Source organism: Microbispora sp. NPDC088329 (genome assembly GCF_040685655.1).
Lineage (GTDB): Bacteria > Actinomycetota > Actinomycetes > Streptosporangiales > Streptosporangiaceae > Microbispora.
In genome coordinates this window covers 81,606-101,766 of the sequence record NZ_JBFBIP010000026.1, presented here as the reverse complement: position 1 = coordinate 101,766, position 20,161 = coordinate 81,606, and the positions used below count along the sequence as shown (strand labels likewise).

Annotated in this window: 15 protein-coding genes; 6 read left to right on the top strand and 9 right to left on the bottom strand. The window is 71.9% G+C overall.

The features are described from left to right. Window positions 1–8: 8 nt before the first annotated feature. On the bottom strand, window positions 9–1,109 hold the full coding sequence (locus AB0O28_RS34415; RefSeq protein WP_363646753.1) for a serine hydrolase domain-containing protein: 1,101 nt from the start codon (window positions 1,107–1,109) through the stop codon (window positions 9–11). A 65-nt stretch (window positions 1,110–1,174) separates the two neighbouring features. Between AB0O28_RS34415 and AB0O28_RS34410 the strand changes: the two genes are divergently transcribed. Together AB0O28_RS34410 and AB0O28_RS34405 are read left to right on the top strand one after the other, a co-directional pair. Next, complete coding sequence (locus AB0O28_RS34410; RefSeq protein ID WP_363646752.1) at window positions 1,175–1,630, top strand: MarR family winged helix-turn-helix transcriptional regulator; 456 nt, start codon at window positions 1,175–1,177, stop codon at window positions 1,628–1,630. A 152-nt stretch (window positions 1,631–1,782) separates the two neighbouring features. Then, a complete protein-coding gene (locus AB0O28_RS34405) occupies window positions 1,783–2,706 on the top strand; it encodes a hypothetical protein (RefSeq protein WP_363646751.1) in 924 nt (307 codons plus the stop codon). Here AB0O28_RS34405 and AB0O28_RS34400 read toward each other — a convergent pair. From AB0O28_RS34400 to AB0O28_RS34390, 3 genes are all read right to left on the bottom strand, one after another. After that, on the bottom strand, window positions 2,688–5,960 hold the full coding sequence (locus AB0O28_RS34400) for a hypothetical protein (RefSeq protein WP_363646750.1): 3,273 nt from the start codon (window positions 5,958–5,960) through the stop codon (window positions 2,688–2,690). The genes AB0O28_RS34405 and AB0O28_RS34400 overlap by 19 nt on opposite strands. Window positions 5,961–6,041: 81 nt before the next feature. Further along, the gene (locus AB0O28_RS34395) at window positions 6,042–8,753 is read right to left on the bottom strand and encodes an AAA family ATPase (protein ID WP_363646749.1); all 2,712 of its coding nucleotides are present in this window, start codon (window positions 8,751–8,753) and stop codon (window positions 6,042–6,044) included. A gap of 236 nt (window positions 8,754–8,989) precedes the next feature. Beyond that, the gene (locus AB0O28_RS34390; protein WP_363646748.1) at window positions 8,990–9,643 is read right to left on the bottom strand and encodes an HAD-IA family hydrolase; all 654 of its coding nucleotides are present in this window, start codon (window positions 9,641–9,643) and stop codon (window positions 8,990–8,992) included. Between the two features lie 65 nt (window positions 9,644–9,708). Here AB0O28_RS34390 and AB0O28_RS34385 point away from each other — a divergent pair, with 65 nt between their 5' ends. Then, window positions 9,709–11,241: a gamma-glutamyltransferase gene (locus tag AB0O28_RS34385; protein WP_363646747.1), complete on the top strand. Its 1,533-nt coding sequence runs from the start codon at window positions 9,709–9,711 to the stop codon at window positions 11,239–11,241. Window positions 11,242–11,272: 31 nt separating this feature from the next. Here AB0O28_RS34385 and hrpA read toward each other — a convergent pair whose 3' ends face one another. The 3 genes from hrpA to ppgK form a co-directional block, all read right to left on the bottom strand. Continuing rightward, window positions 11,273–15,193 (bottom strand): ATP-dependent RNA helicase HrpA, encoded by a 3,921-nt coding sequence (gene hrpA, locus AB0O28_RS34380; protein WP_363646746.1) that lies wholly within the window; start codon window positions 15,191–15,193, stop codon window positions 11,273–11,275. Between the two features lie 84 nt (window positions 15,194–15,277). Beyond that, window positions 15,278–15,784, bottom strand: a complete 507-nt coding sequence (locus AB0O28_RS34375; RefSeq protein ID WP_363646745.1) for a winged helix-turn-helix domain-containing protein — start codon at window positions 15,782–15,784, stop codon at window positions 15,278–15,280. A 180-nt stretch (window positions 15,785–15,964) separates the two neighbouring features. Beyond that, window positions 15,965–16,699 (bottom strand): polyphosphate--glucose phosphotransferase, encoded by a 735-nt coding sequence (ppgK, locus tag AB0O28_RS34370; protein WP_363646744.1) that lies wholly within the window; start codon window positions 16,697–16,699, stop codon window positions 15,965–15,967. A 153-nt stretch (window positions 16,700–16,852) separates the two neighbouring features. On the opposite strand from ppgK, the gene AB0O28_RS34365 reads away from it, so the two are divergent. Beyond that, a complete protein-coding gene (locus AB0O28_RS34365) occupies window positions 16,853–17,143 on the top strand; it encodes a hypothetical protein (RefSeq protein ID WP_363646743.1) in 291 nt (96 codons plus the stop codon). Between the two features lie 94 nt (window positions 17,144–17,237). On the opposite strand, the gene AB0O28_RS34360 is transcribed toward AB0O28_RS34365, so the two are convergent. After that, the gene (locus AB0O28_RS34360) at window positions 17,238–18,164 is read right to left on the bottom strand and encodes an NmrA family NAD(P)-binding protein (protein ID WP_363646742.1); all 927 of its coding nucleotides are present in this window, start codon (window positions 18,162–18,164) and stop codon (window positions 17,238–17,240) included. Window positions 18,165–18,267: 103 nt separating this feature from the next. Here AB0O28_RS34360 and AB0O28_RS34355 point away from each other — a divergent pair, with 103 nt between their 5' ends. Together AB0O28_RS34355 and AB0O28_RS34350 are read left to right on the top strand one after the other, a co-directional pair. Next, the gene (locus tag AB0O28_RS34355) at window positions 18,268–18,834 is read left to right on the top strand and encodes a helix-turn-helix domain-containing protein (protein WP_363646741.1); all 567 of its coding nucleotides are present in this window, start codon (window positions 18,268–18,270) and stop codon (window positions 18,832–18,834) included. Between the two features lie 11 nt (window positions 18,835–18,845). Then, the gene (locus AB0O28_RS34350; RefSeq protein WP_363646740.1) at window positions 18,846–19,388 is read left to right on the top strand and encodes a hypothetical protein; all 543 of its coding nucleotides are present in this window, start codon (window positions 18,846–18,848) and stop codon (window positions 19,386–19,388) included. Window positions 19,389–19,394: 6 nt separating this feature from the next. On the opposite strand, the gene AB0O28_RS34345 is transcribed toward AB0O28_RS34350, so the two are convergent. Next, window positions 19,395–20,096, bottom strand: coding sequence for an HAD family hydrolase (locus AB0O28_RS34345; RefSeq protein WP_363646739.1), 702 nt, complete (start codon window positions 20,094–20,096; stop codon window positions 19,395–19,397). Between the last annotated feature and the right edge of the window lie 65 nt (window positions 20,097–20,161).

Sequence of the window (20,161 nt, the reverse complement as noted above, 5' to 3'; positions counted from 1 at the left end):
GCGGATTGTCAGAGGCAGGAGTACAGCGCCGCGACCATGGGCCTCCACCTCGGGTCGGGGCCGGCCGCGCTGACGATGAGGCGGCTCGGGGTGTAGGCCAGGGCGACGCCGGCGTCCGGGTCGGCGAAGGCGAGCGCCCCGCCCGAGCCGCTGTGCCCGAAGGCCCGCGGGTTCGGCGCGTACGGCCGGATCTCGCAGGGCAGCATGTAGCCGAGCGCGAACCTGGTCTGGGCCAGCAGGACCTCGTCGTGTCCCTCGCTCCTGGGTGCGACGGTCCGGTCGAGCGCCTCCTGGTGGAGGATCGCTCCCGACACGAGCCGGCCGTACAGCGTGGCGAGGGCCCTGGCGGTGGCGTGCCCGTTGGACGCGGGGATCTCGGCGGCCCGCCAGCGCGCGGTGTTGGCCAGACCCGCAGTGAGCTGCTCGGCGGGGTTGCAGAAGGCCTTCATCGTGATCGACCCGGGGTCGGCCATGGCGCTCATGAGCGTGGACGACGGGACGTCCGTCCCGGCCTCCGGCGGCGCGAGGTGGGCCGCGCGGGCCGCCTCCGACGCGGGCAGGCCGATCCACAGGCCGGCGATGCCCAGCTCGTCGCGGACCAGGTCGCGCACCGGCCGCCCGCCCACCCGGCGCAACACCTCGCCGACGAGCCAGCCGAAGGTCACCGCGTGGTACCCGTGCCGCTCCCCCGGCGTCCACCACGGGCTCTCGGCCGCCAGCGCCGCGGTCATCGCGTCCCAGTCGAACAGGGAGCCCGGCGGCAGATCCCGGCGTACGGCGGGCAGCCCGGACCGGTGCGCGAGCAGGTCGGCGACGGTGGTCGCGGTGGTGAAGCCGGGCCAGTAGCGGGCCACCGGCGCGTCCAGGTCGAGCAGCCCGCGCTGGACGTAGAGGTGCGCGAGAGTCGCCAGCACCCCCTTGGACGCCGAGAAGACGTTGACGACCGTGTCCCGTTCCCAGGGCCGTACGCCGTCCGCGTCGGCCGTGCCCTGCCAGAGGTCCACGACCATGCGCCCGCCCGCGTACACGGCGAGGGCCGCGCCGCCGCGTCCGCCGCCGGTCTCCCTGAACGCGTCGGCGACGGGCGTGAAGGCCGGATCACACCACACGAGAACCCTCCACAGTTATTCAACTCAAGTTGCGAAACCAAGGTTGAGTATTTGAGCATTCCGGGGTGGTGTCAAGCGACCTGACCCTGCTGTTCACGGCCCTCGCCGCGGCCTGCGACGCCGAGGTGCGCGCCCGGATGGCCGCCGCCGGGCACGACCAGGTGCGCACCGTGCACGGATACGTGTTCCAGCACCTGCTCGCCGGCCCCGTCCGGGTCTCCGACCTGGCCGGGCTGCTCGGCATGACCCCCCAGGGGGCCTCGAAGGTGGCGGCCGAGATGGAGCGCATCGGTTACGTGGCACGCCGGACCGACCCCGGCGACCAGCGGGCACGGATGATCGAGCTCACGCCGTACGGCAGGGCCGCGATCGAGGCGGGCCGCGCCGCGCGTGAGGCCGTGACCGCGCGGATGCTCGGCATCCTCGACCGGCCGGAGGAGTTCCTGACGTCGCTCAACCGCCTCGGGGAGGAGACCGGCGCGCTACGCGAACTCCTCGCCCGCCGCCTGCGACCACAGTGAACGACCTTGGTTCCGAACGACCGGCGTGGATCGCTTCAGTCGAGATTGTCGCGCTGCCTGACGAGATTGGCACTATCAATGGCTCGGTACCCCCCGCCATGGAATCCGCGCGCCCCCCGCCTTCGACCTGGCATCGTCGAATCATGGTCGTCGTGCGGACTTTCCGGACCCCACTGTCCCTGATCTCCGGCGCCATCGTGTTGGCGCTTGCCGGGTGGTGGCAGTACCAGGCGGCCATCCCCTCGTTCCCCGTCGTCGCCGAGCCTGGAACGGTGGGAGTGATCATCTTCGGACCGGCCCACGACGTCGAGATCACGCTGCGCGTGTCCGACGGATCAAGCCTGGCAGTCGAGGTCCTGGCTACGTTCGACCCGGACGAACCGGCCCGGCCCGCCATCCCGGCGTCGCGGTGCGTTCCGATGCGGGTCTACCACTCCGTCGACCGCCCGTCGCCGCCGCGAGAAACCGAGCTCTGCCCCCCGGCTTCATCAGCCGGGAGATACCGGGCCGGGGGAGGGGCCAGTTTCACGGTGGCCGATCCGATGGTAGCCCGGAGCGGGTCCAGCACCGTCGTGCGAATGCCCCGGGTGAGCCCGACCTGGTTCGGGACGGACTGGGACTACGAGGTCGTGTACGAGGGCTCCTTCGACCGGACCGACCAGGACGCTGAAGACCAGCTCAAACCCGAGGCGGTCTCTCCCGACTACGGGGGCCCCGGCCTGCGATGGGTACGCGAGCATCTGCGCGCCAACACGCCGGGCCCCGAGCCCGGTCCCTACGGCACCTTCACCGACGTCCCGGCCGAGAAGGCGGCGAGCCGCTCGCTGTTCTGGGCCGGCCTGCTCGGTGGGGCCGCGCTGTCGGTGCTGGCGTGGGCGGGTGACCTGGCCCTGGCACGACGGTCCGAACGGCGGCGCGAGCAGGAGCGGCGGGCCGAGGAGGAAGCCCACCGGCGCGAGATCGCCGACCTGGCCGCGCAGCGGGTGCTGGCGGCTCTGGCCGAACGGGAGAACGAACGGCCCGGCGGGTTGCTCCGCCGGGTCGCCCGATGGGCCGGTCAGGGAACGCGGAGATAGGCCAGGGCGAACGAGCTGTCACCGGGGGTTCCCGCGGCGGTGTGGCACCAGACGTCGACCGTCACCCGGGGTGCGGCGGCGTAGGAGTTGACGTTGCCGAGATGGCAGTACCCGCCGCCCGTGCCGGTGGAGGTCACCTGGATACTGTCCCCGACCTTCCCTAGGTTCTCCCAGGTCAGCCGGTAGTTGCCGGTGCCGAGCCGGGTGAGGGCGGGGGTCTCGCCAGTGCTGCTGTAGGAACGGGCGGGGTCCACGTCGCCGGTCACGGTGACATACGCGGCCGGTGTGGTGACGTCCCGGTGGAGTCCCGCGTCTTGGGTGTACGACAGCAGCCAGGGCGAGTCGGCGGGAGCGCCGCCGCTGATCGCATGACAGACGACGGTGATCTCCAGGCGATCGTCCCCAGGCTGGGTGGTTGCCGGGTTGCACCGGGCGGGGGTGCCGTTCCCGTAGGGCGTGACCTGGACGTACCCGGTCCCGTCGGCGAACGCCCGGCCGTCGAGGGTTACCTGGTAGCGGCCTACGGACTCGCGGACGACGCGATTGACGCCGCCGCCGGAGTTCACCGTGCCCGTGTTGAGGACGGGGTTCAGCGTGTGGACGCCGCCGGCCGTGTCGTCGTACCGGATCGTGGCATAGGGGGTTGTGCCGGGGCCGAACTCGGCGAAGAAGACCGTGAACCACCAGTCGGCCGGAGCGCCGTTCTCGTTGAAGCAGCGCACCTGGACCAGCTGGTCGGGCCCATCAGGCGCGTATCCGGTGACGCCGCAGGTGCGGCCCCGGTAGGCGGTCCGGTACGGGGTGACGTGCGCGATCCCGCCGGGCGACGCCACCCCGGGCAGGCGCACGTCGTAGGTGCCCGTGCCGGTGTGCACTACCGTGGCGCGCCGGTTGGCGGTGGCCGGGTCGAGGCGCCCGGTGCTCCACTGTCCTGAGGTCGTGAGCGGGGTCACCGTCCCCAGCGGGGCCTCGGCGGGGGTGGCTCGGTCCATGTAGGCGTAACCCCAGCGCGGCGCCGTCACCGGCTTCGGGCTGTCGGCCGCCACGACGGCGTCGAGGAAACGGGCGCGGTGCGCCATGATCTCGTCGGTGGTCATCTCCGGCACGTCGCCGGGAGCGGGGAGGCCGTCGCCGGAACCGGGGGCGATCCGGATCCGCGACCAGTCGTTGGAGCCGAGCAGCACACCGTCGTCGATTTTGTACTTGTGCTCTTGGGGGTAGTCGAAGCCCTGGGGCACCACGGCCCGGTCGGTCAGCGCGGGGCTGCTGTCGCAGACTCCGTCGAGTCCCGCGTAGATCTTCCCGCCCTGCACGCTGTCGTCGTTCGCCCGCCGGCTCTCCAGACTCCCGTCGGCGGCCTCGATGCAGAGCTGGAATTCCCCGTTGACGTCGACCTTCACGACTCCGTCGTCTTCGGGATGCCAGTCGATCGGGTCGGAGGCGTCGCCGACGTGCCGGACGCCCTTGTTGTCCCACCAGGTGGCCATGGCGTGCTGGCCGGTTCCCAGCCCGTTGCGGCCTTCGTCGAGCCGCCAGCGGCGCAGCGGCCAGAGCGTGCTTCTGGAGTAGTCGATCGTGCTGACCTCCTGGAGGGTCTGTTCGAGCGCGTTGCGGCCGATGGCCGGGCCGAGCTGTTCCCTGCGCCGGTCCCATGCGACGTAGTCGGGGATGCCGATGGACGAGTAGGCGTAGTTCATCACCGACAGATAGTTCGGCTTGTAGTTCACGTGGTCGTGACCGCCGTGCGCGAGTCCCAGGGCATGTCCGAGCTCGTGGACGAAGGACGCGCTCTGCACCCGTACCGGCGGATCCTGCATGGTGCCGAGGGTGACCACGAAGCCCCATTTCGTGCAGCAACTCCCGCTCCTGTTGGTGTCGTCCGCCCGGTAGCCCCACAGGTTGTAACGGAACAGGCCCCTGCGGACCGCCGAGAAGTGGGCGTCGGCGAATTCGTAGTAGGGCAGCACCTGGTGGGGCGCCTGGAGCAGCGGCCGCATCCGTTCCGCCTGGTCGACGGGAATGCCCTCGTCGAGGTCGACGAGCAGTTGGACGCCCGCCGTGGGAAGGTGCCCGTAGGGGCAGAAGTCCTGCGGGCCGCGCGGGGCGTTGGCGAACATGGCGATCGCCTCGTCGATCGCGGCGCGGTCGGGCATATCGCTGACGTCGTTGACGGTGTCGTGGAGCCAGTCGATCTCGACCGCGATGGTCTCGCGGCAGGGGTCGGAGCCGTGGTCGGGCAGCCACGTGTCGACGACACCCTGGTCGCGGATGCCGTGCAGCTCAATCCGGTCGCTGAGCCCGTCGCCGTCGCTGTCGTGGTCGAGCGTGGTGTAGAACTGGTCGGCGTTCTTCTGGAAGAGGTGCAGATCCTTGCCCGGGGGCGCGGCGTGGTCGAGCAGGACGCGTCCCGTGTCAAGGTCCCGGATGCGCAGGGACCGCAGGCTCCAGTTGTCGGTGCAGCAGTCGTCGGCGTAGTTGATGTGCTCGATGGTGAAGCCGTTGGCCAGGTCGGCGGCGGTGGCGCAGCCGGCCAGGTGGGCTCGCCAGGTGTACTCGGCATCGGGCTGGTCACTGGTGTTGCCCTGATGGTAGGGGCGGGGTGGGGCGTACGCGGGGCGCTCCTCGAAGAGGAACACGAGGTCGCCGAGCCTGATGATCTCAAGGGAGTCGTTCCGGAGCCCGTACGTGCCGACTCCGATGGTGAACTCCATCCGGCAGAACGTGCGGGCCGGATCGGCCGGAGGGTCGGGCGGGTGCTCGCCGTCGACCGGGATCCGCAGGATCTGACCGGCGTTCTTCTGGAAGTAGTGCACGTACTCCCTGCCGGGTGGGGCGGTGAGTTCGGCCAGAACGGATCCGCTCACCGGGTCCTCGATTCGCACGTATTTCAGATACCAGTTGTCGGTGCAACAGTCGTCGGCGTAGTTGACGTGCTCGATGCTGAAGCCGTCGGCCAGATCGGCAGAGGTGGCGCAGGTGCGCAGATGCCCCGTCCACCGGTGTTCGGTGTGGGCCCGGTCGCCTGTGCCGCCCTGATGGTAGGGCCGGATCGGCGCGTAGAGCGGGCGCTCGGTGAACAGGAACGCCTTCTCACCGAGCCTGATGATCTCCAGGGAGTCGTCCCGGATCCCGTCATCGCCGGTCCCGATGACGAACCTCAGACTGCATAACTCGGCCGCCCACGCGGGTGGGGCCGGGAGTGCCACGAGAACGGCGGCGACCAGCAGCACCATGGCGGCGGCGAGTCGGGACATGGGCAACCTCCGGCGGGTGAGTTCGGCACACCCAGGATCGGATCGGGCCACTCACGCGGGCATCGGGGGAACCACGGATGTTTAGGGCGTCACGCCGCGCAGGATGAGGTCGCGGCGGGACATCCGCAGCTTTGTGTACACCCTGCTCAGGTGAGTCTCCACGGTTCTGACGGTGATCGACAGCCGTTCGGCGATCTCGGCGTTGGTGAGTCCCTGGGCAGCCAGCGCTGCGGTCCGGGTCTCGGCGGGGGTCAGTGACTGTGGGTCGGTCATACGGCGGCGGCGGCCGTCGGCGCGGCGGAGTTCCTCGTGCGCCCGTTCGGCCAGCCACCGTGCCCCGGCTTGGGCGGCCGTGGTCGCTGCATTGGCGAGCATCGGCCTGGCTCGCGCGGGCCGGCCGGTCCGGCGCAGCCAAGCGCCGAAGAGGAGCTGGGTCTCCACCTTCTCGAAGGGCTGGTCGGTGGTGTCGTGCAGGGCGAGGGCCGTCGCGAACTCGGCCTCGGTCTCGGAGGGGTCGTCGGCCAGGAGGGCCCGCCCGGTCGCGGCCGCGATTCGCGGCCAGACGCAGGGGAGCCGGGCCGAGACCGCTTCGAGCCGCGCGACCAGTCGCTCTGCCGACTCGCGCCGCCCGATTCTCGTGTACGCCACGGCGGCGTCCCGCGCGAAGGGGACCAGGCAGGGTTCGAAGATGCCGACCCGCTGGGTCGTCTCGTCGAGCAGGTCGAACTGCGCGCAGGCCGTGGCGAGGTCGCCCTCGTGGAGGGCGCGGCGGCCCCGGACGTACCAGACGACGATCAGGGTGCCGACGTCGCTCAGGTTCGACGCGCTGTGCTCGACCTGGGAGCAGCGCCGCTCGCACTCCTCCAATTCGCCCGACAGCAGCAGGAGCCAGGTCTGGGCGGCGGCCACGTAGCGCTCCGATATCGGGGCCAGATCCTTGACGGCCCGGGCCTGCTCCACGCTCGCGAAAGCCTCGCGGAGCCGGCCGACGCGCACCATGAGTTCGGCGTGGGAGGCGTACAGCATGCTCAGGGTGCCGATCGCCCCGGCGCGCTCGGCGGCGGCGATCACCCGGGTGAACGCCTGCTCGCACTCGTCGAAGCGCTCGGCCCACTTGGCGGCGAAGGCGTGGTTGCTCAGCGCCCCCCAGGTGCCCTGTACGTCGGTCAGCTGGGCCTCCGGGTCGTCCTCGATCTCCCGGGCCGCTCGCACGACCTCGTCGAGTCCGGCCAGGTCGGCGCCGATGTAGGCGATGTAGCCGTGCGCGGAGGCGACCTTCCGGCGCAGGGCTGCGCCGACGCCGGCCGCGTGTTCCCGGGCGTGGTCCCGGGCCCGGGCGGCGAAGGGGAGCGCCCGGCTTCCGTGGATCAGGTGCTGAAAGTTGGCGTGGTCGAGCAGCGCCTCGACGGCGATCGAAGGGGCACGCTCGGCGGCCAGTCCGGCGGCCCGGTCGAGGTCACGTTCGGCCTGCCGATGGTTGCCGGTGAGGAACCCGGCGCGGCCGGCCATCCAGGCGGCCTGCGCGGCGGTCTCCACGTCGGCGGCGGGATGGCGGGAGACGGCACCGAGCAGCGCGACCGCCTCAGCGGCCCGGCCGACCGCCATGAGGGCCTGGCCTGCGGCCAGCCCCAGCCCCGGGTTGGCGTGGTCTCCGGCCAGGCGATGGGCGCCCGCCAGGTAGCGCGCGGCCGTCTCGGTCGCGCCGGCGGCCAGCGCGTCGCGGCCAACCCGTTCCAGCGCGGCGACGGCATGCCGGTCGCCGGCCAGGTTCCCGCGCAGTGCGTGCTCGGCCGCCTCGGCCCGCGACCCCCGCCGCATCAGCAGGGCGAACGCCCGCGCGTGCAGCCGTAAGCGAGTCGAGGTCGGCATCTCCTCGTAGAGGATCTGCTGGAACAGCGGATGGACGAACTCGACCCGCCCGCCGGGAGCCTCCCGCAGGAGGCGCCCCCGCTGGAGACCCGCGACGGTGTCGTCGCCCGCCTCGGTGTCCAGGCCTGCCAGTTCCATCGCCGCCCCTAGATCGAACGACAGCCCCAGGACGCTTCCCGCCCGCGCGCAGCGCATCGCCTCGGGCGCCGCTCCGACAAACCGCCGGACCAGCAGCTCCCGGCCCGCGAGATCGGGCGATCGCGTCTCCAGTGAGCCCAGGTCCACGCCGTCGGCGAGCAGCCGCGCGGCGTGGTCGAGCAGCAGTGGGTTGCCCGCGCACATCGCCCACACTTTGTGAGCCATCCGGGCCGGCAGCTCGCGGCCGGTCCGCCGAGCGAGGAAGGCGGCGGAGGACCGCTCACCCAGGGGTTCGAGCTCGACCGTACGCGCGCACCCGCTCTCCTCCAGGTCCCGCACGAGGTCCAGAGCGGCGGGCGGCCACGCCCGTAGGGCCGCCACGACCGCTACCCGCGAGGCGGCCAGACGGCGGCACAGGAACGCCATCAGCGTGAGCGAGTCGGCGTCGGCCCAGTGGAGATCGTCGACGACCAGCACCACAGGATCGCCCGACCACGACCCCAGGGCCTGCCACATGCGGTGACACCGGCCCGCCATGGTGTCGGCCGGCCGGTCGCCGACGCCGAGGCCCGTCAGGGCCTGAGCCATCACGTCGAAGGGCACCCCCGACGCGATGGGCGAGCCGTGGGCCCGCCCAACGTGGAAGCCGGCACCAGCGATCCCGCCGAGCAGCCAGGTCTTCCCCATCCCCGCGTCCCCGAGGACGAACACCGCCCCGCCACGCCCGGCCCGGGCCTCCGCCAGCCGCTCACGAATGGCCTCAGCCGCAACGTTCCGCTCCCGCACAAATTCACAGTGTCGCAAAAAAGCAGGAAGGATTCCGTTGCATCGGTGGCGGGACAATCCTTACTTCTCAGCCTCGGTCGTGAGTTAGAGCTGCTGCCGACTTCGATGACACGTCCAGCGAGCGGTCACACACGCAGCCGCTGCCACACCCCGGAGGCGTTCCACTCGGCCGGCCGCCGCCGGCACGTCATGCCCGAGCCGTAGAACAAGATGCCTTGCCGAGCAGCGCCAGGCGGTCAGCCGAGGGTGGGGACCAGGCGGACGAGGTCGGCGAGGCCGTCGGCGACGAGGTCCGCGCGGGCGGCGTCCGGACGTGCGGCGTGCAGGTAGCCCCAGGGCCCCCGGCGCAGCAGGGCGGTCCGCATCCCGGCGCGCGCGGCGGGCAGTACGTCGTTGTCGAGGCGGTCGCCGACGTACAAGATCTGCCCGGCCTCGTGCCCGCACACGGCCGCGACCTTGGCGAAGAACCCGGGATCCGGCTTCTCCACTCTCCATCCCGCCGAGGTGTGGATCCCGTCCACCGGCAGGTCCATCGCGACCAGCGCGTCGTACGCCTGGGGCGGCTGGTTTCCGGCGACGACCAGGTCGTAGCCGGCCTCCCGCAGGGCCGCGAGGCCGGGCCGCACATCCGGGTAGAGGTCGCCGGCGTCGAAGTTCTCGCGCAGCCCGTCCGGGTCCTCACGCCGCCACTCCTCGATCTCGGCGTCGAGGTCGATCCCCGGCCTGATCAGCTCGAACGCCTCCCGGTGCCCCCGGTCGAGCGCGGCCATGCCGCCGAGGACGCCCATGAAGGTGAGACGCGGCACGCCCAGCCGGTCGGCCCATCGGGACCAGATCCGGGTCTCGTCGATGAGCGTCTCCCCCACGTCGAACACGAGTGCCCGGATCATGAATTCCTCACCTTCGTCCTGCTTACGGCAGCCACAGCCTATTGGCCTGTCATACGATCCCGAACGTGAGCGAGACTCGGTATGCCCTGAATGGCATGGTGTGCACCATCGACCATCTGGCCTCCGCGGCGGGCGTCGCGATGCTCGACAGAGGTGGCAACGCGGTGGACGCGGCCATCGCCGCCAACGCCGTGCTGGCGGTCACGGCGCCGCACATGTGCGGTCTCGGCGGCGACCTGTTCGCTCTCGTCCATGACGGGAACGTCAGCGCGCTCAACGCCTCGGGCCGGGCGGGCTCGGGCGCCGACCCCGACCGCCTGCGGGCGGAGGGCCACGACCGGGTGCCCGCGGCGTTCGACATCCGCTCGGCCACGGTGCCCGGCTGCGCCGACGGGTGGCTCGCGCTGCACGAACGCTACGCCCGCCTGCCGCTCCCCGACCTGCTCGCCCCGGCGATCCGCCACGCCGCCGAGGGCTTCCCCGCCTCGCCGCTGCTGGGTCCCGCGGGCGACTTCCTCGGAAACCTCGCGGGCGCCGGCGACTTCGCCGCCATGCGGCGCGCCGGCGACGTGGTCCGGCGTCCCGGCGTCGCCAGAGCCCTCACCGCCCTCGGCGAGGGCGGCCGGGCCGCGTTCTACCAGGGCGAGTTCGGCGAGGGCCTGCTGAAGCTGGGCGGCGGCGAGTACGCCGAGGAGGACCTGGCACAGCCGAACGCCGACTGGGTGGAGCCCCTGAGCGCCGAGGTGTTCGGGCACCGGATCTGGACCGTCCCGCCGAACTCCCAGGGATACCTGCTGCTGCTGGCTCTGGAGATCCTCGCCGGACTGGGCGAGCCGGGCGATCCGGCCGATGCGCGCTGGGCCCACCTGCTCGTGGAGTCGGCCAGGGCGGCCGGGCACGACCGGCTCGACGTCCTCCACGAGACGGCCGTCGCGCCGCTCGGCACGGCCGCCGCCCGCCGGGCGCTGATCGACCCCGAGCGGCGCTCCCCCGTGCCCGACGCCCCCAGCGCGCAGGGTGACACGACGTACCTGTGCGTGATCGACGGGGACGGCATGGGCGTCTCGCTCATCCAGTCGAACGCGTCGGGCTTCGGCAGCCTGGTCTTCGAGCCGAACACCGGGATCAACCTGCACAACCGCGGCATCGGCTTCTCGCTCACACCCGGTCACCCCGCGGAGTACGGCCCGCGCCGCCGGCCGCCCCACACGCTGTGCCCGGCGCTGGTCACCCGGCCGGACGGCACGCTGCGCACGGTCCTCGGCACGATGGGCGCCGACGCGCAGCCGCAGATCCTGCTGCAGCTGGTCACCCGCCTGCTCGCGCACGGCCAGACGCCCGGCGAGGTGATCGCCGCGTCCCGCTGGGCGCTCGCCACCGGCGGCTCCGGCTTCGACACCTGGCACTCCGACACCGTGATCGCGGTGGAGGAGGGCGCGCCATGGGCGGACGGCCTGCGCGAGCGCGGGCACGCCGTCGAATCGGTGGAGTACGGCACCCTCTTCGGCCACGCCCACCTGATCGACGTGCTGCCGTCGGGCGTGCTCGCCGGAGCGGCCGACCCCCGCGCGCTCATCGGCGCCGCCCTGGGCCGCTGACCCCCCTCATCCCCGCGGCCCTTCTTCGTGGTCACGCGGGGGTGAGGAGGTTGTCCATGGCCTTGCGGATGCGCTTCTCGGAGACGGGCGTGGGGGTGCCGAGCTGCTGGGCGAAGAAGCTCACCCGCAGCTCCTCGATCATCCACCGGATGTCCCGCACGGCCTTGGCGTCCCGCTCGGCGGGCTTCAGCCGGTCGAGCAGATCGCGGTACTCGTCCTCGACGTCGTGCACGCGGTGCATCCACTCGCGGTCCCGGCGGGGATCGTCGGGCAGCTTGTCGAGCCGGCGTTCGACGGCCCGCAGATAGCGGTGCACGTCGGGCAGCCGGTCGTAGCCCGTCTCGGTGACGAACCCGTCGTGCACCAGCCCGTCGAGCTGGTCGGCGATGTCGGCCCTGAGATCGGCCACGCCGCCGCCCAGCGCGCCGAGCCGGTTCTGCACGGCGTGCCAGGCCGCCAGGACGCGCTCCACGCGCGAGACGACCTCCTCGGTCGTCTCGAACAGCGAGGCGCGCACGTGGTCGCGCAGCCGCTCGAACCCCGCCTCGTCCCAGACGGGCCCGCCCGCCTGCGCCATGAGCGCGTCGGCGGCGCACGCCGTGCAGTCGTCGAACAGGGCGGCGGCCCCGCCGTGGGGACTGCGGCTGAGGGCGAGCTTCTGCGCGGTGGTCAGGGTCCGCAGAATGGCCTTGGCCGGGTTGACCACGTTGAGCAGCAGCAATCTCCTGGTGCCCGCCCACATGGCCCGGTCACGCTCGCGCTCGGTCTCGAACATCCGGACCGCGACGCTCGTGCCCTGGTCCACCAGGGCGGGGTACGCCCGCACCCTGCCCTGCTCGAACACCTTGGGCAGCGTGCCGATCGTCCAGCCGTGCAGGCCGTCGCGTTCGAGGTCGTCGGCGGCCCTCGACAGCGTCGCGCGCAGCTTCGGCGCGAGCCGCCGCTTGAGCGCCTCCAGGTCCTTGTCCTCGCCCACCGTGCGCTTGCGGTCGTCGATCACCCGGTAGGTGATCCGCAGGTGGGCGGGGAGCTGGTCGAGGGCCCACGCGTCGCGCGGCACCTCCACCCCGGTCAGCGCCCGCAGCTCGCGCTCCAGCGCGTCGAGGATCGGCTCGCCGCCGGGCCGTACGCGTTCCAGCACGGCCTTGGCGTAGTTGGGGGCGGGCACGAAGTTGCGGCGCAGGTTCTTCGGCAGCGACCGGATGAGCGCGGTGACGAGGTCTTCGCGCAGGCCGGGGATCTGCCAGTCGAAGCCGGTCGGGTCGACCTGGTTGAGCACCGCCAGCGGGATGTGGACGGTCACGCCGTCCGCCTCCCCCGTCTCCGCCGCGCCGGGCTCGAAGCGGTAGGTCAGCCGCATCCGCTGGCCGTTCTGCCGCCAGGCGTCGGGATAGTCGCGCGCGCTGACCCCGGCGCTGTCGTTGACCAGCATCTCCGGTGAGAACGTCAGCAGGTCGGACGTCTCCCGCGACGCCTTCTTCCACCAGCTGTCGAAGTGCCTGCCCGAGACCACGTCGGCCGGGATCCGCTGGTCGTAGAAGTCGAACAGCGTCTCGTCGTCCACGAGGATGTCGCGGCGGCGGGCCTTCTCCTCCAGCCGCTCGACCTCTTCGAGCAGCTTGCGGTTCTCGTGGAAGAACTTGTGGTGGGTGCGCCAGTCGCCCTCGACCAGCGCGTGCCGGATGAACAGCTCCCGGCTCAGCTCGGGGTCGATGCGGCCGTAGTTGACCTTCCGCTCGGTCACGATCGGCACGCCGTACAACGTGACCTTCTCCAGCGCGACGACGGCCGCCTGGTCCTTCTCCCAGTGCGGCTCGCTGTAGGTGCGCTTGACGAGATGCTGCGCGAGGGGCTCGATCCAGCCGGGCTCGATCTTGGCGTTGACCCGGGCCCACAGCCGGGAGGTCTCCACCAGCTCGGCCGACATCACCCACTGCGGCTGCGCCTTGGCCAGGGCCGAGCCGGGGAAGATCGCGAAGCGGGCGTTGCGGGCGCCGACGTACTCGGTGAGCGGCCGGCGCGGGCCGTCCTGCCTGCGCTTGTCGACGACGTCCTTGAGGCCGATGTGCGACAGCAGGCCGGCCAGCAGCGACTGGTGGACGCGCTGGGGGTCGGCGGGCACGCTGTTGGGCACGACGTTCAGCGTCCTGGCCACCTGGCGGAGCTGGCTGTCGATGTCCTGCCATTCCCGCACGCGCAGGTAGTTGAGGAACTCCGCCTTGCACAGCCGCCGGAACGCGCTGGACGACAGCTCCTTCTGCTTGTCGCGCAGGTAGTTCCAGAGGTTGAGGTAGGTCAGGAAGTCCGACTCCTTGTCGGCGAAGCGGCGGTGCTTCTCGTCGGCCGCCTGCTGCTTGTCGGCCGGCCGCTCGCGCGGGTCCTGGATGGACAGCGCGGCGGCGATGATCATCACCTCGCGCGCGCAGCCGTTCTTGTCGGCTTCGAGCACCATCCGGGCGAGGCGGGGGTCCACCGGGAGCTGGGCCAGCTTGCGCCCGAGCGGCGTGAGCTGCGCGCCCTTCCCGGCCTCCCGGCCCGCGCTCTTGTCCGCGAGGGCGCCGAGCTCGAGCAGCAGGTTGACGCCGTCCCTGACCTGGCGGCTGTCCGGCGGCTCCACGAACGGGAACGCCGCGATGTCGCCCAGGCCCAGCGAGGTCATCTGCAGGATGACGCTCGCCAGGTTCGTACGGAGGATCTCGGGGTCGGTGAACTCCGGCCGGGAGAGGAAGTCCTCCTCGGAGTAGAGCCGGATGCACACGCCGTCCGACGTACGGCCGCAGCGGCCCTTGCGCTGGTTGGCCGACGCCTGGGAGATCGGCTCGATCGGCAGCCGCTGGACCTTCAGCCGGTGGCTGTACCTGGAGATCCGGGCGGTGCCCGGGTCGATCACGTACTTGATGCCCGGCACGGTCAGCGAGGTCTCGGCGACGTTGGTGGCCAGCACGATCCGCCGGCCCCGATGAGACTGGAAGACCCGGTGCTGTTCGGCGGCCGACAGCCGCGCGTACAACGGGAGGACCTCCTCGCGACGGCCCTTGAGCGCGTCGGCGGTGTCGCGGATCTCCCGCTCGCCGCTGAGGAAGACCAGGATGTCGCCCGGCCCCTCGGCGCACAGCTCGTCGACGGCGTCGACGATGGCCTGGGTCTGGTCGTCGTCCTCGCCGACCGGGCGGTAGCGCACCTCCACGGGGTAGGTCCGGCCGGACACCTCGATCACGGGCGCCGGCTTCCCGTCCGGGCCGGCGAAGTGCCGGGCGAACCGCTCGGGGTCGATGGTCGCCGAGGTGATGATCACCTTGAGGTCGGGCCGTTTGGGGAGGAGCTGCTTGAGATAACCGAGGATGAAGTCGATGTTGAGGCTGCGCTCGTGCGCCTCGTCGATGATCAGCGTGTCGTACTGCAGCAGCAGCGGGTCGGTCTGCATCTCGGCGAGCAGGATGCCGTCGGTCATCAGCTTGACCAGGGTGCCGTCGCTGGAGTGGTCGGTGAAGCGGACCTTGTAGCCGACCGCCTCCCCCAGCTCGATCGACAGCTCCTCGGCGATGCGCTCGGCCACCGTGCGGGCGGCGATGCGGCGCGGCTGGGTGTGGCCGACGAGCCCGTGCACCCCCCGCCCGAGCTCCAGGCAGATCTTGGGGATCTGGGTGGTCTTGCCCGAGCCGGTCTCGCCGGCCACGATCACGACCTGGTGGTCCCTGATGGCGTCGAGCAGATCGTCCTTGTGCCGGCTGACCGGCAGCTCGGGAGGGTAGCTGAGGACCGGGACGGCCGCGCGGCGCGCGGCCACGCGGCGTTCCGCGGCCTCCACGTCCCCCGCGATCTCCTGGACGACGGACTGGCGGGCGGCGCGGTCGCGGACCCGGCGCAGGCCGTCGAGACGGCGGCGCAGCCTGCGCTGGTCGCGCAGCATCAGGTCGGGGAGGCGGGCCTGGAGATCGGCGAGCGTGTTCATTCCATGCTCAAGGATAGGCAACGCCCCCCGCCGATCTGCCAGCGGTTTTCCTGCGGCCCTTTCCGGGCGGCGTCGGGGGCGATGTCAGGGGCGGCGTGCCGGCTGGTACTTGTAGCCCACGTTGCGGACGGTGACGATCCTGCCCGCGTGGCGGCCCAGCTTGCGGCGCAGCCGCAGAATGTGCACGTCGACCGTACGGCCGCCCTCGTCGTCGTACCGGTCCCACACCGCCGCCATGAGCTGACGGCGGTTGTAGACCCGGCCGGGCGCCGAGCTGAGATAGTCGAGCAGCTCGAACTCCCGGAAGGTCAGCTCGATCTCCTCGCCGCCCGCGCGGGCCACCCGCGCGGCCCGGTCCAGGACCAGCTCGTCCTCCTCGCCGGGGGCCGCCCGCCTCTGCAGGGCGGCGGGCGGCGCCTCCGGCGCGTCCGCCGCGTGCCCTGCGGGCACCAGGTAGCCCACGATCATCAGCACGGCGCCGGTCTCCGGCACCGGCAGCACGCCGAGCACGGAGCCCTGCCCCAGATCGGGGGGCTCATGGCCCTGTTCGCGCCTGCGCTCCACAAAGTCGATCACGTTCTGGTGGGACATGCCCTCTCCCTTGCCTCGTGGCGTACCGGACGGCGGTGACCGCGGTCGTCAACAGGCGGCGGCGCAGACGCGCAGCAGATCGATGTGCCGGCGCTGGGTCAACCCCCCCGAGGAACTCATGGGATCATCATGACAGCGAAATTACCCGCTGTCCAGGTAGGAATAAGGGAGATCTATCACTCACGCAAGGTGCGCGGCCCCCGCCGCCATCGCCGCGCCGATGATCCCGGCCTCGTTCCGGAGCACGGCGGGCACCACCGGAGTGTCCCCGAGGTCGACGTACGGCAGGAACTTGCCGGCCTTCTTGCTCACGCCACCGCCGACGACGATCAGCGTGGGCGACAGCAGGTCGCGCATGTGCCTGAGGTACTCCTCCACGCGCCGGGCCCACTTCTCCCAGCCCAGGTCCTCCTCCTCGCGCACCCGGTCGGAGGCGCGGTGCTCGGCCTCCTTGCCGCGGATCTCGATGTGGCCGAACTCGGTGTTGGGCACCAGCACACCGTCCGCGAAGAGCGCGCTGCCGATCCCGGTGCCGAAGGTCAGCATGAGCACGACCCCCTTCCGGCCCCGGCCGGCCCCGAAGGTCATCTCGGCGACGCCGGCCGCGTCCGCGTCGTTCAGCACGACCGTCCGCTCGCCGAACAGGTCGGCGCCCTTCACCCCGATCCACGACTTGTCGACGTTGGCCGCCGTCCTGACGACTCCGTCGAGGACAACCCCGGGGAAGGTGACGCCCATCGGGCCGGTCCAGGAGAAGCGCTCCGCGATCTCGCGTACGGCCTGGGCGACGGCCCCCGGCGCGGCGGGCCGCGGCGTCGGGATGCGCAGGCGCTCCCGGGTGAGCGCGCCGGTGGCCGTGTCCACCGTGGCGCCCTTGATCCCGGAACCACCGATGTCGATGCCCAAGACTTCCATGACTTCCCTCCCGGTCCGGCTGGTCGGCTACCCGGCCGCCCCCGCCTCATGCGCGGTCGCGAGTATCGCACGGCATCGTGCGGTCGGCCGGATTACGGGAGGACAGGCCGGGTACGCCCCGAATCGGGGCAAATCACCACAAGGGGGACACGCATGATCAGCACACTCCACAAAATGGGGCTGCGCTCCAACGTGATGTACAGCGCCGCTCTGGCGTCGATCGGCATGTCGATCGTCTCGTGGATCATCTCGAACAAGTACGAGCAGGCCGGCATCGAACGCGCCGACCGCTGGGCGCTGTTCGTCGGCGAGTGGGCGCCGACCTTCTTCGCGACGGGGATCGCCCTGCGCATGGAGGAGATGGCCGAGGAGAAGGGGCGGGAGACCCCCGAGTGGCAGGAGCAGAGCAGCGATATCCGCCGCCCCACCCGCGCCGGCGTGTAGCGGAGGCGGGCAAGGGCTTCCAGCAGCGGCCCGGAGGGATCGGACGGATCCCTCCGGGCCGCTCCGTGCACGCCCCCGGCCGTTCCGGGAAGTGTCAGGCCGCGGCCCGCATGTGTCCGTGCGCCCAGTCCTCGAAGCTCGTGAGCGGGATGCCGAGGGCCCGCGCGTACTCCGGACGGGCGGGCTGACCGACCACGTCGATGAATTCGTGTACAGCGGCGCCGTAGCCCGGCATCCCCGCGGCGACCGCCTCCTCCACGGTCATGTCGGGCGCGGTCAGCTCGGTGCCCAGAGCCCGGGAGAGGACCGCGGCGATCTCTCTCATCGTCAGGTGGTCACTGGCCAGTTCCAGTTCTACGCCGTGGAACCGCCCCGGTTCCGCGAAGGCCGCGGCGGCCGCGGCGCCGATGTCGCGAACCGCGACGAGGGAGAGCCGGGTGCCGGGCTTCAGCACGGTCACGATGCCCCCCTCGACGCCGCGGGGCAGCAGGTACGCCGCGGACGGGAGGAAGTTCTCCATGAAGAAGCCCGGCTTGATGATCGTCCAGTGCGTGAAGCCCGCCTCACGCACGCGATCCTGGGCGGCGGCCTTGGCGCCGAGGACCGGCTCCAGCGACGCCCAGCGTCCTTCGGCCCAGCCGGGCGCCTCGCTGTGCTGACCCGCTCCAGAGGCGGACGTGTGCACGAGCTGCGGAACGCCTGCGGCCAGCGCGCCTTCGACAAGGTTGACGGCCTGGACCAGCTCGCCCTCGAAGTCGAAGGCGCCTTCCCGCAACGCCGGCATCTGCACCGAGAAGACGGCCCGGGCTCCTCGCGCGGCCCTGATCACGGAGTCACGGTCGAGGAGGTCGCCGGTGACCAGCTCGGCGCCGAGCGCTTCGACCGCCCTCGCTCGTTCGGTCGCGGGGTCGCGGACCAGTGCCCGGACGGGCACGCCGTTCGCCAGCAGGGCACGGGCGGTGGCACCCCCCTGCTGTCCGGTGGCGCCCGTGACCAGAACGGGTGCGGAATCGATTGCCATGAGGCCCTCCTGTGGCGAGCGCACGAGAAACGGCGGGGCCCGCCGTTTATGCTTCGGTACAATACGGCGGGCCCCGCCACTTAGCAATCGATGAGGTGACACCATGCCCGTCCAGCGCGCGGACGCCCGGCGCAACTACGCGCGCCTGCTCGCCGTGGCCAAGGAGGCGATCGCCGTGGACGGCCCCGACGCGTCCATGGAGCAGATCGCCCGCACCGCGGGAGTCGGATCCGCCACCCTGCGCCGGCACTTTCCCAGCCGCCACGCACTGCTTGAGGCGGTCTTCCGCGAACGGGTCGAGACCCTGTGCGCCCACGCCCGCGACCTGACCGGCAGGGCCGACACCCGGGCCGCGCTGCTGGAATGGCTGAGCGCCGTCCTCGCGGACGCCGCGACCATCCGGGGGCTGGCCACCGCGCTGACCCGGGACCGGGCGGACGACCCCGACGTGGTGCACGAGCACTGTTGCTCGGCGCAGCTCACCGAGGCGGGCGGCCCGCTGGTGCGCCGCGCCGCGGACGACGGCGCGCTGGCCCCGGGCGTGACCATCGGCGACCTGCTCGCCCTGATCACCGGCATCGCCCTGGCCGTGGAACACCACCCGGACCCCGCCGCCGGCGCACAGCGGCTGCTCGGCCTGTCCATAGCGGGAGTCAGCCCCCGGCATTAGGCTCGGCCCGCGTGACCCCCGATGCCGCCGCCGTCGCATGCTGGCTGCGTACGCGGCCCGCCCGCGCGGCCGGCACCCGCGTGCTGGCCGTCGAGGGACGCTCGGGCGCGGGCAAGTCGACGCTGGCCGCCGCCGTGGCCGCGACGCTCACCGCGCCGGTCGTCCGCATGGACGACCTGTACGACGGCTGGGACGGCCTGCAGGCAGGGGTGGACGCCCTGCTGGAATGGGTGCTGCGTCCCCTGGGCCGCGGAAACCGGGCACGCTGGCGGCGCTACGACTGGACGCGGGGCCGGTACGCCGAATGGCACGAGGTGCCGGGAGCGGACGCCGTCGTGATCGAGGGCGTGGGCTGTGGCGCCCGCGAGGCGGGGCCGTACCTCAGCGGGCTGGTGTGGCTGGAGGCCGGTGAGGAGGTCCGCAGGGCGCGGGCGCTCGCCCGCGACGGCGAGCTGTACGCGCCCCACTGGCGGCGCTGGGCCGAGCAGGAGCAGCGCTTCTACGCCCGCCACGACGTGCGTTCCCGGGCCGGCCTCGTCATCGTCACCGGCTGAGCCGCGTCAGGAACCGATCCGTACGCCGACCTCGTCGAGCCGCGTCAGCAGCTCGGCGGGATCGGCGTACACGCGGAAGGCGCCGGCGCGCTCCAGCTCGTCCCTGCCGTAGCCGCCGGACAGCAGCCCGACGCCCAGCGCGTTCGCACGCCGTGCGGCCAGCAGATCCCACACGCTGTCGCCGACGGCCATCGTGAACCTCGGCTCGACGTCCAGCAGCGCGGCGCCCGCGAGGAACAGGTCCGGGTCGGGTTTGGCCCGGCGCACCTGGTCGCGATGGACGAGCGGCACATCGGGCGGCAGCCCGAGCATGTCCAGCGCGTGCCGGGCGGTGTCGGCACGGCTGCTGGTCGCGATCGCCCAGCGGACGTCGTTGCCGGACAGCCGTTTCAGCAGCTCGATCGCGCCCGGCAGCGGGCGCACCGAGTCGATCTGCTCCAGGTACGCCTCGGCGTGCGCCTGCTGCAGGTCCTCGACTTGCTCGTCGCTCAGCGAGACGCCGGTCTCCCGCAGCAGCGCGTTGACGAGCAGGCCGCCGCTCATGCCGATCCTGCGGTGGATGCGCCACACCGACAGGTCGATGCCGACCCCGCGAAGGGCGGTGCGCCAGGCGATGACGTGCTGGTAGACGCTGTCGATCAACGTGCCGTCGAGATCGAAGAGGAAGGCCGGGGCGGGCGGCTCCGGGTAGTCGAATCGCGCGTTCATTCGGGCTGTTCTCACCGGCCGGCGCCCGTCGAAACACCTCCCGCCGAGACTTTCGGGCCGTTCGG

Coding starts and splice junctions, on each gene's coding strand:
- AB0O28_RS34355 (WP_363646741.1), top strand. CDS start 18,268: ATGCCCGTCCAGCGCGCGGACGCCCGGCGCAACTACGCGCGCCTGCTC.
- AB0O28_RS34360 (WP_363646742.1), bottom strand. CDS start 18,164: ATGGCAATCGATTCCGCACCCGTTCTGGTCACGGGCGCCACCGGACAG.
- AB0O28_RS34390 (WP_363646748.1), bottom strand. CDS start 9,643: ATGATCCGGGCACTCGTGTTCGACGTGGGGGAGACGCTCATCGACGAG.
- AB0O28_RS34345 (WP_363646739.1), bottom strand. CDS start 20,096: ATGAACGCGCGATTCGACTACCCGGAGCCGCCCGCCCCGGCCTTCCTC.
- AB0O28_RS34375 (WP_363646745.1), bottom strand. CDS start 15,784: ATGTCCCACCAGAACGTGATCGACTTTGTGGAGCGCAGGCGCGAACAG.
- ppgK (WP_363646744.1), bottom strand. CDS start 16,699: ATGGAAGTCTTGGGCATCGACATCGGTGGTTCCGGGATCAAGGGCGCC.
- hrpA (WP_363646746.1), bottom strand. CDS start 15,193: ATGAACACGCTCGCCGATCTCCAGGCCCGCCTCCCCGACCTGATGCTG.
- AB0O28_RS34365 (WP_363646743.1), top strand. CDS start 16,853: ATGATCAGCACACTCCACAAAATGGGGCTGCGCTCCAACGTGATGTAC.
- AB0O28_RS34400 (WP_363646750.1), bottom strand. CDS start 5,960: ATGTCCCGACTCGCCGCCGCCATGGTGCTGCTGGTCGCCGCCGTTCTC.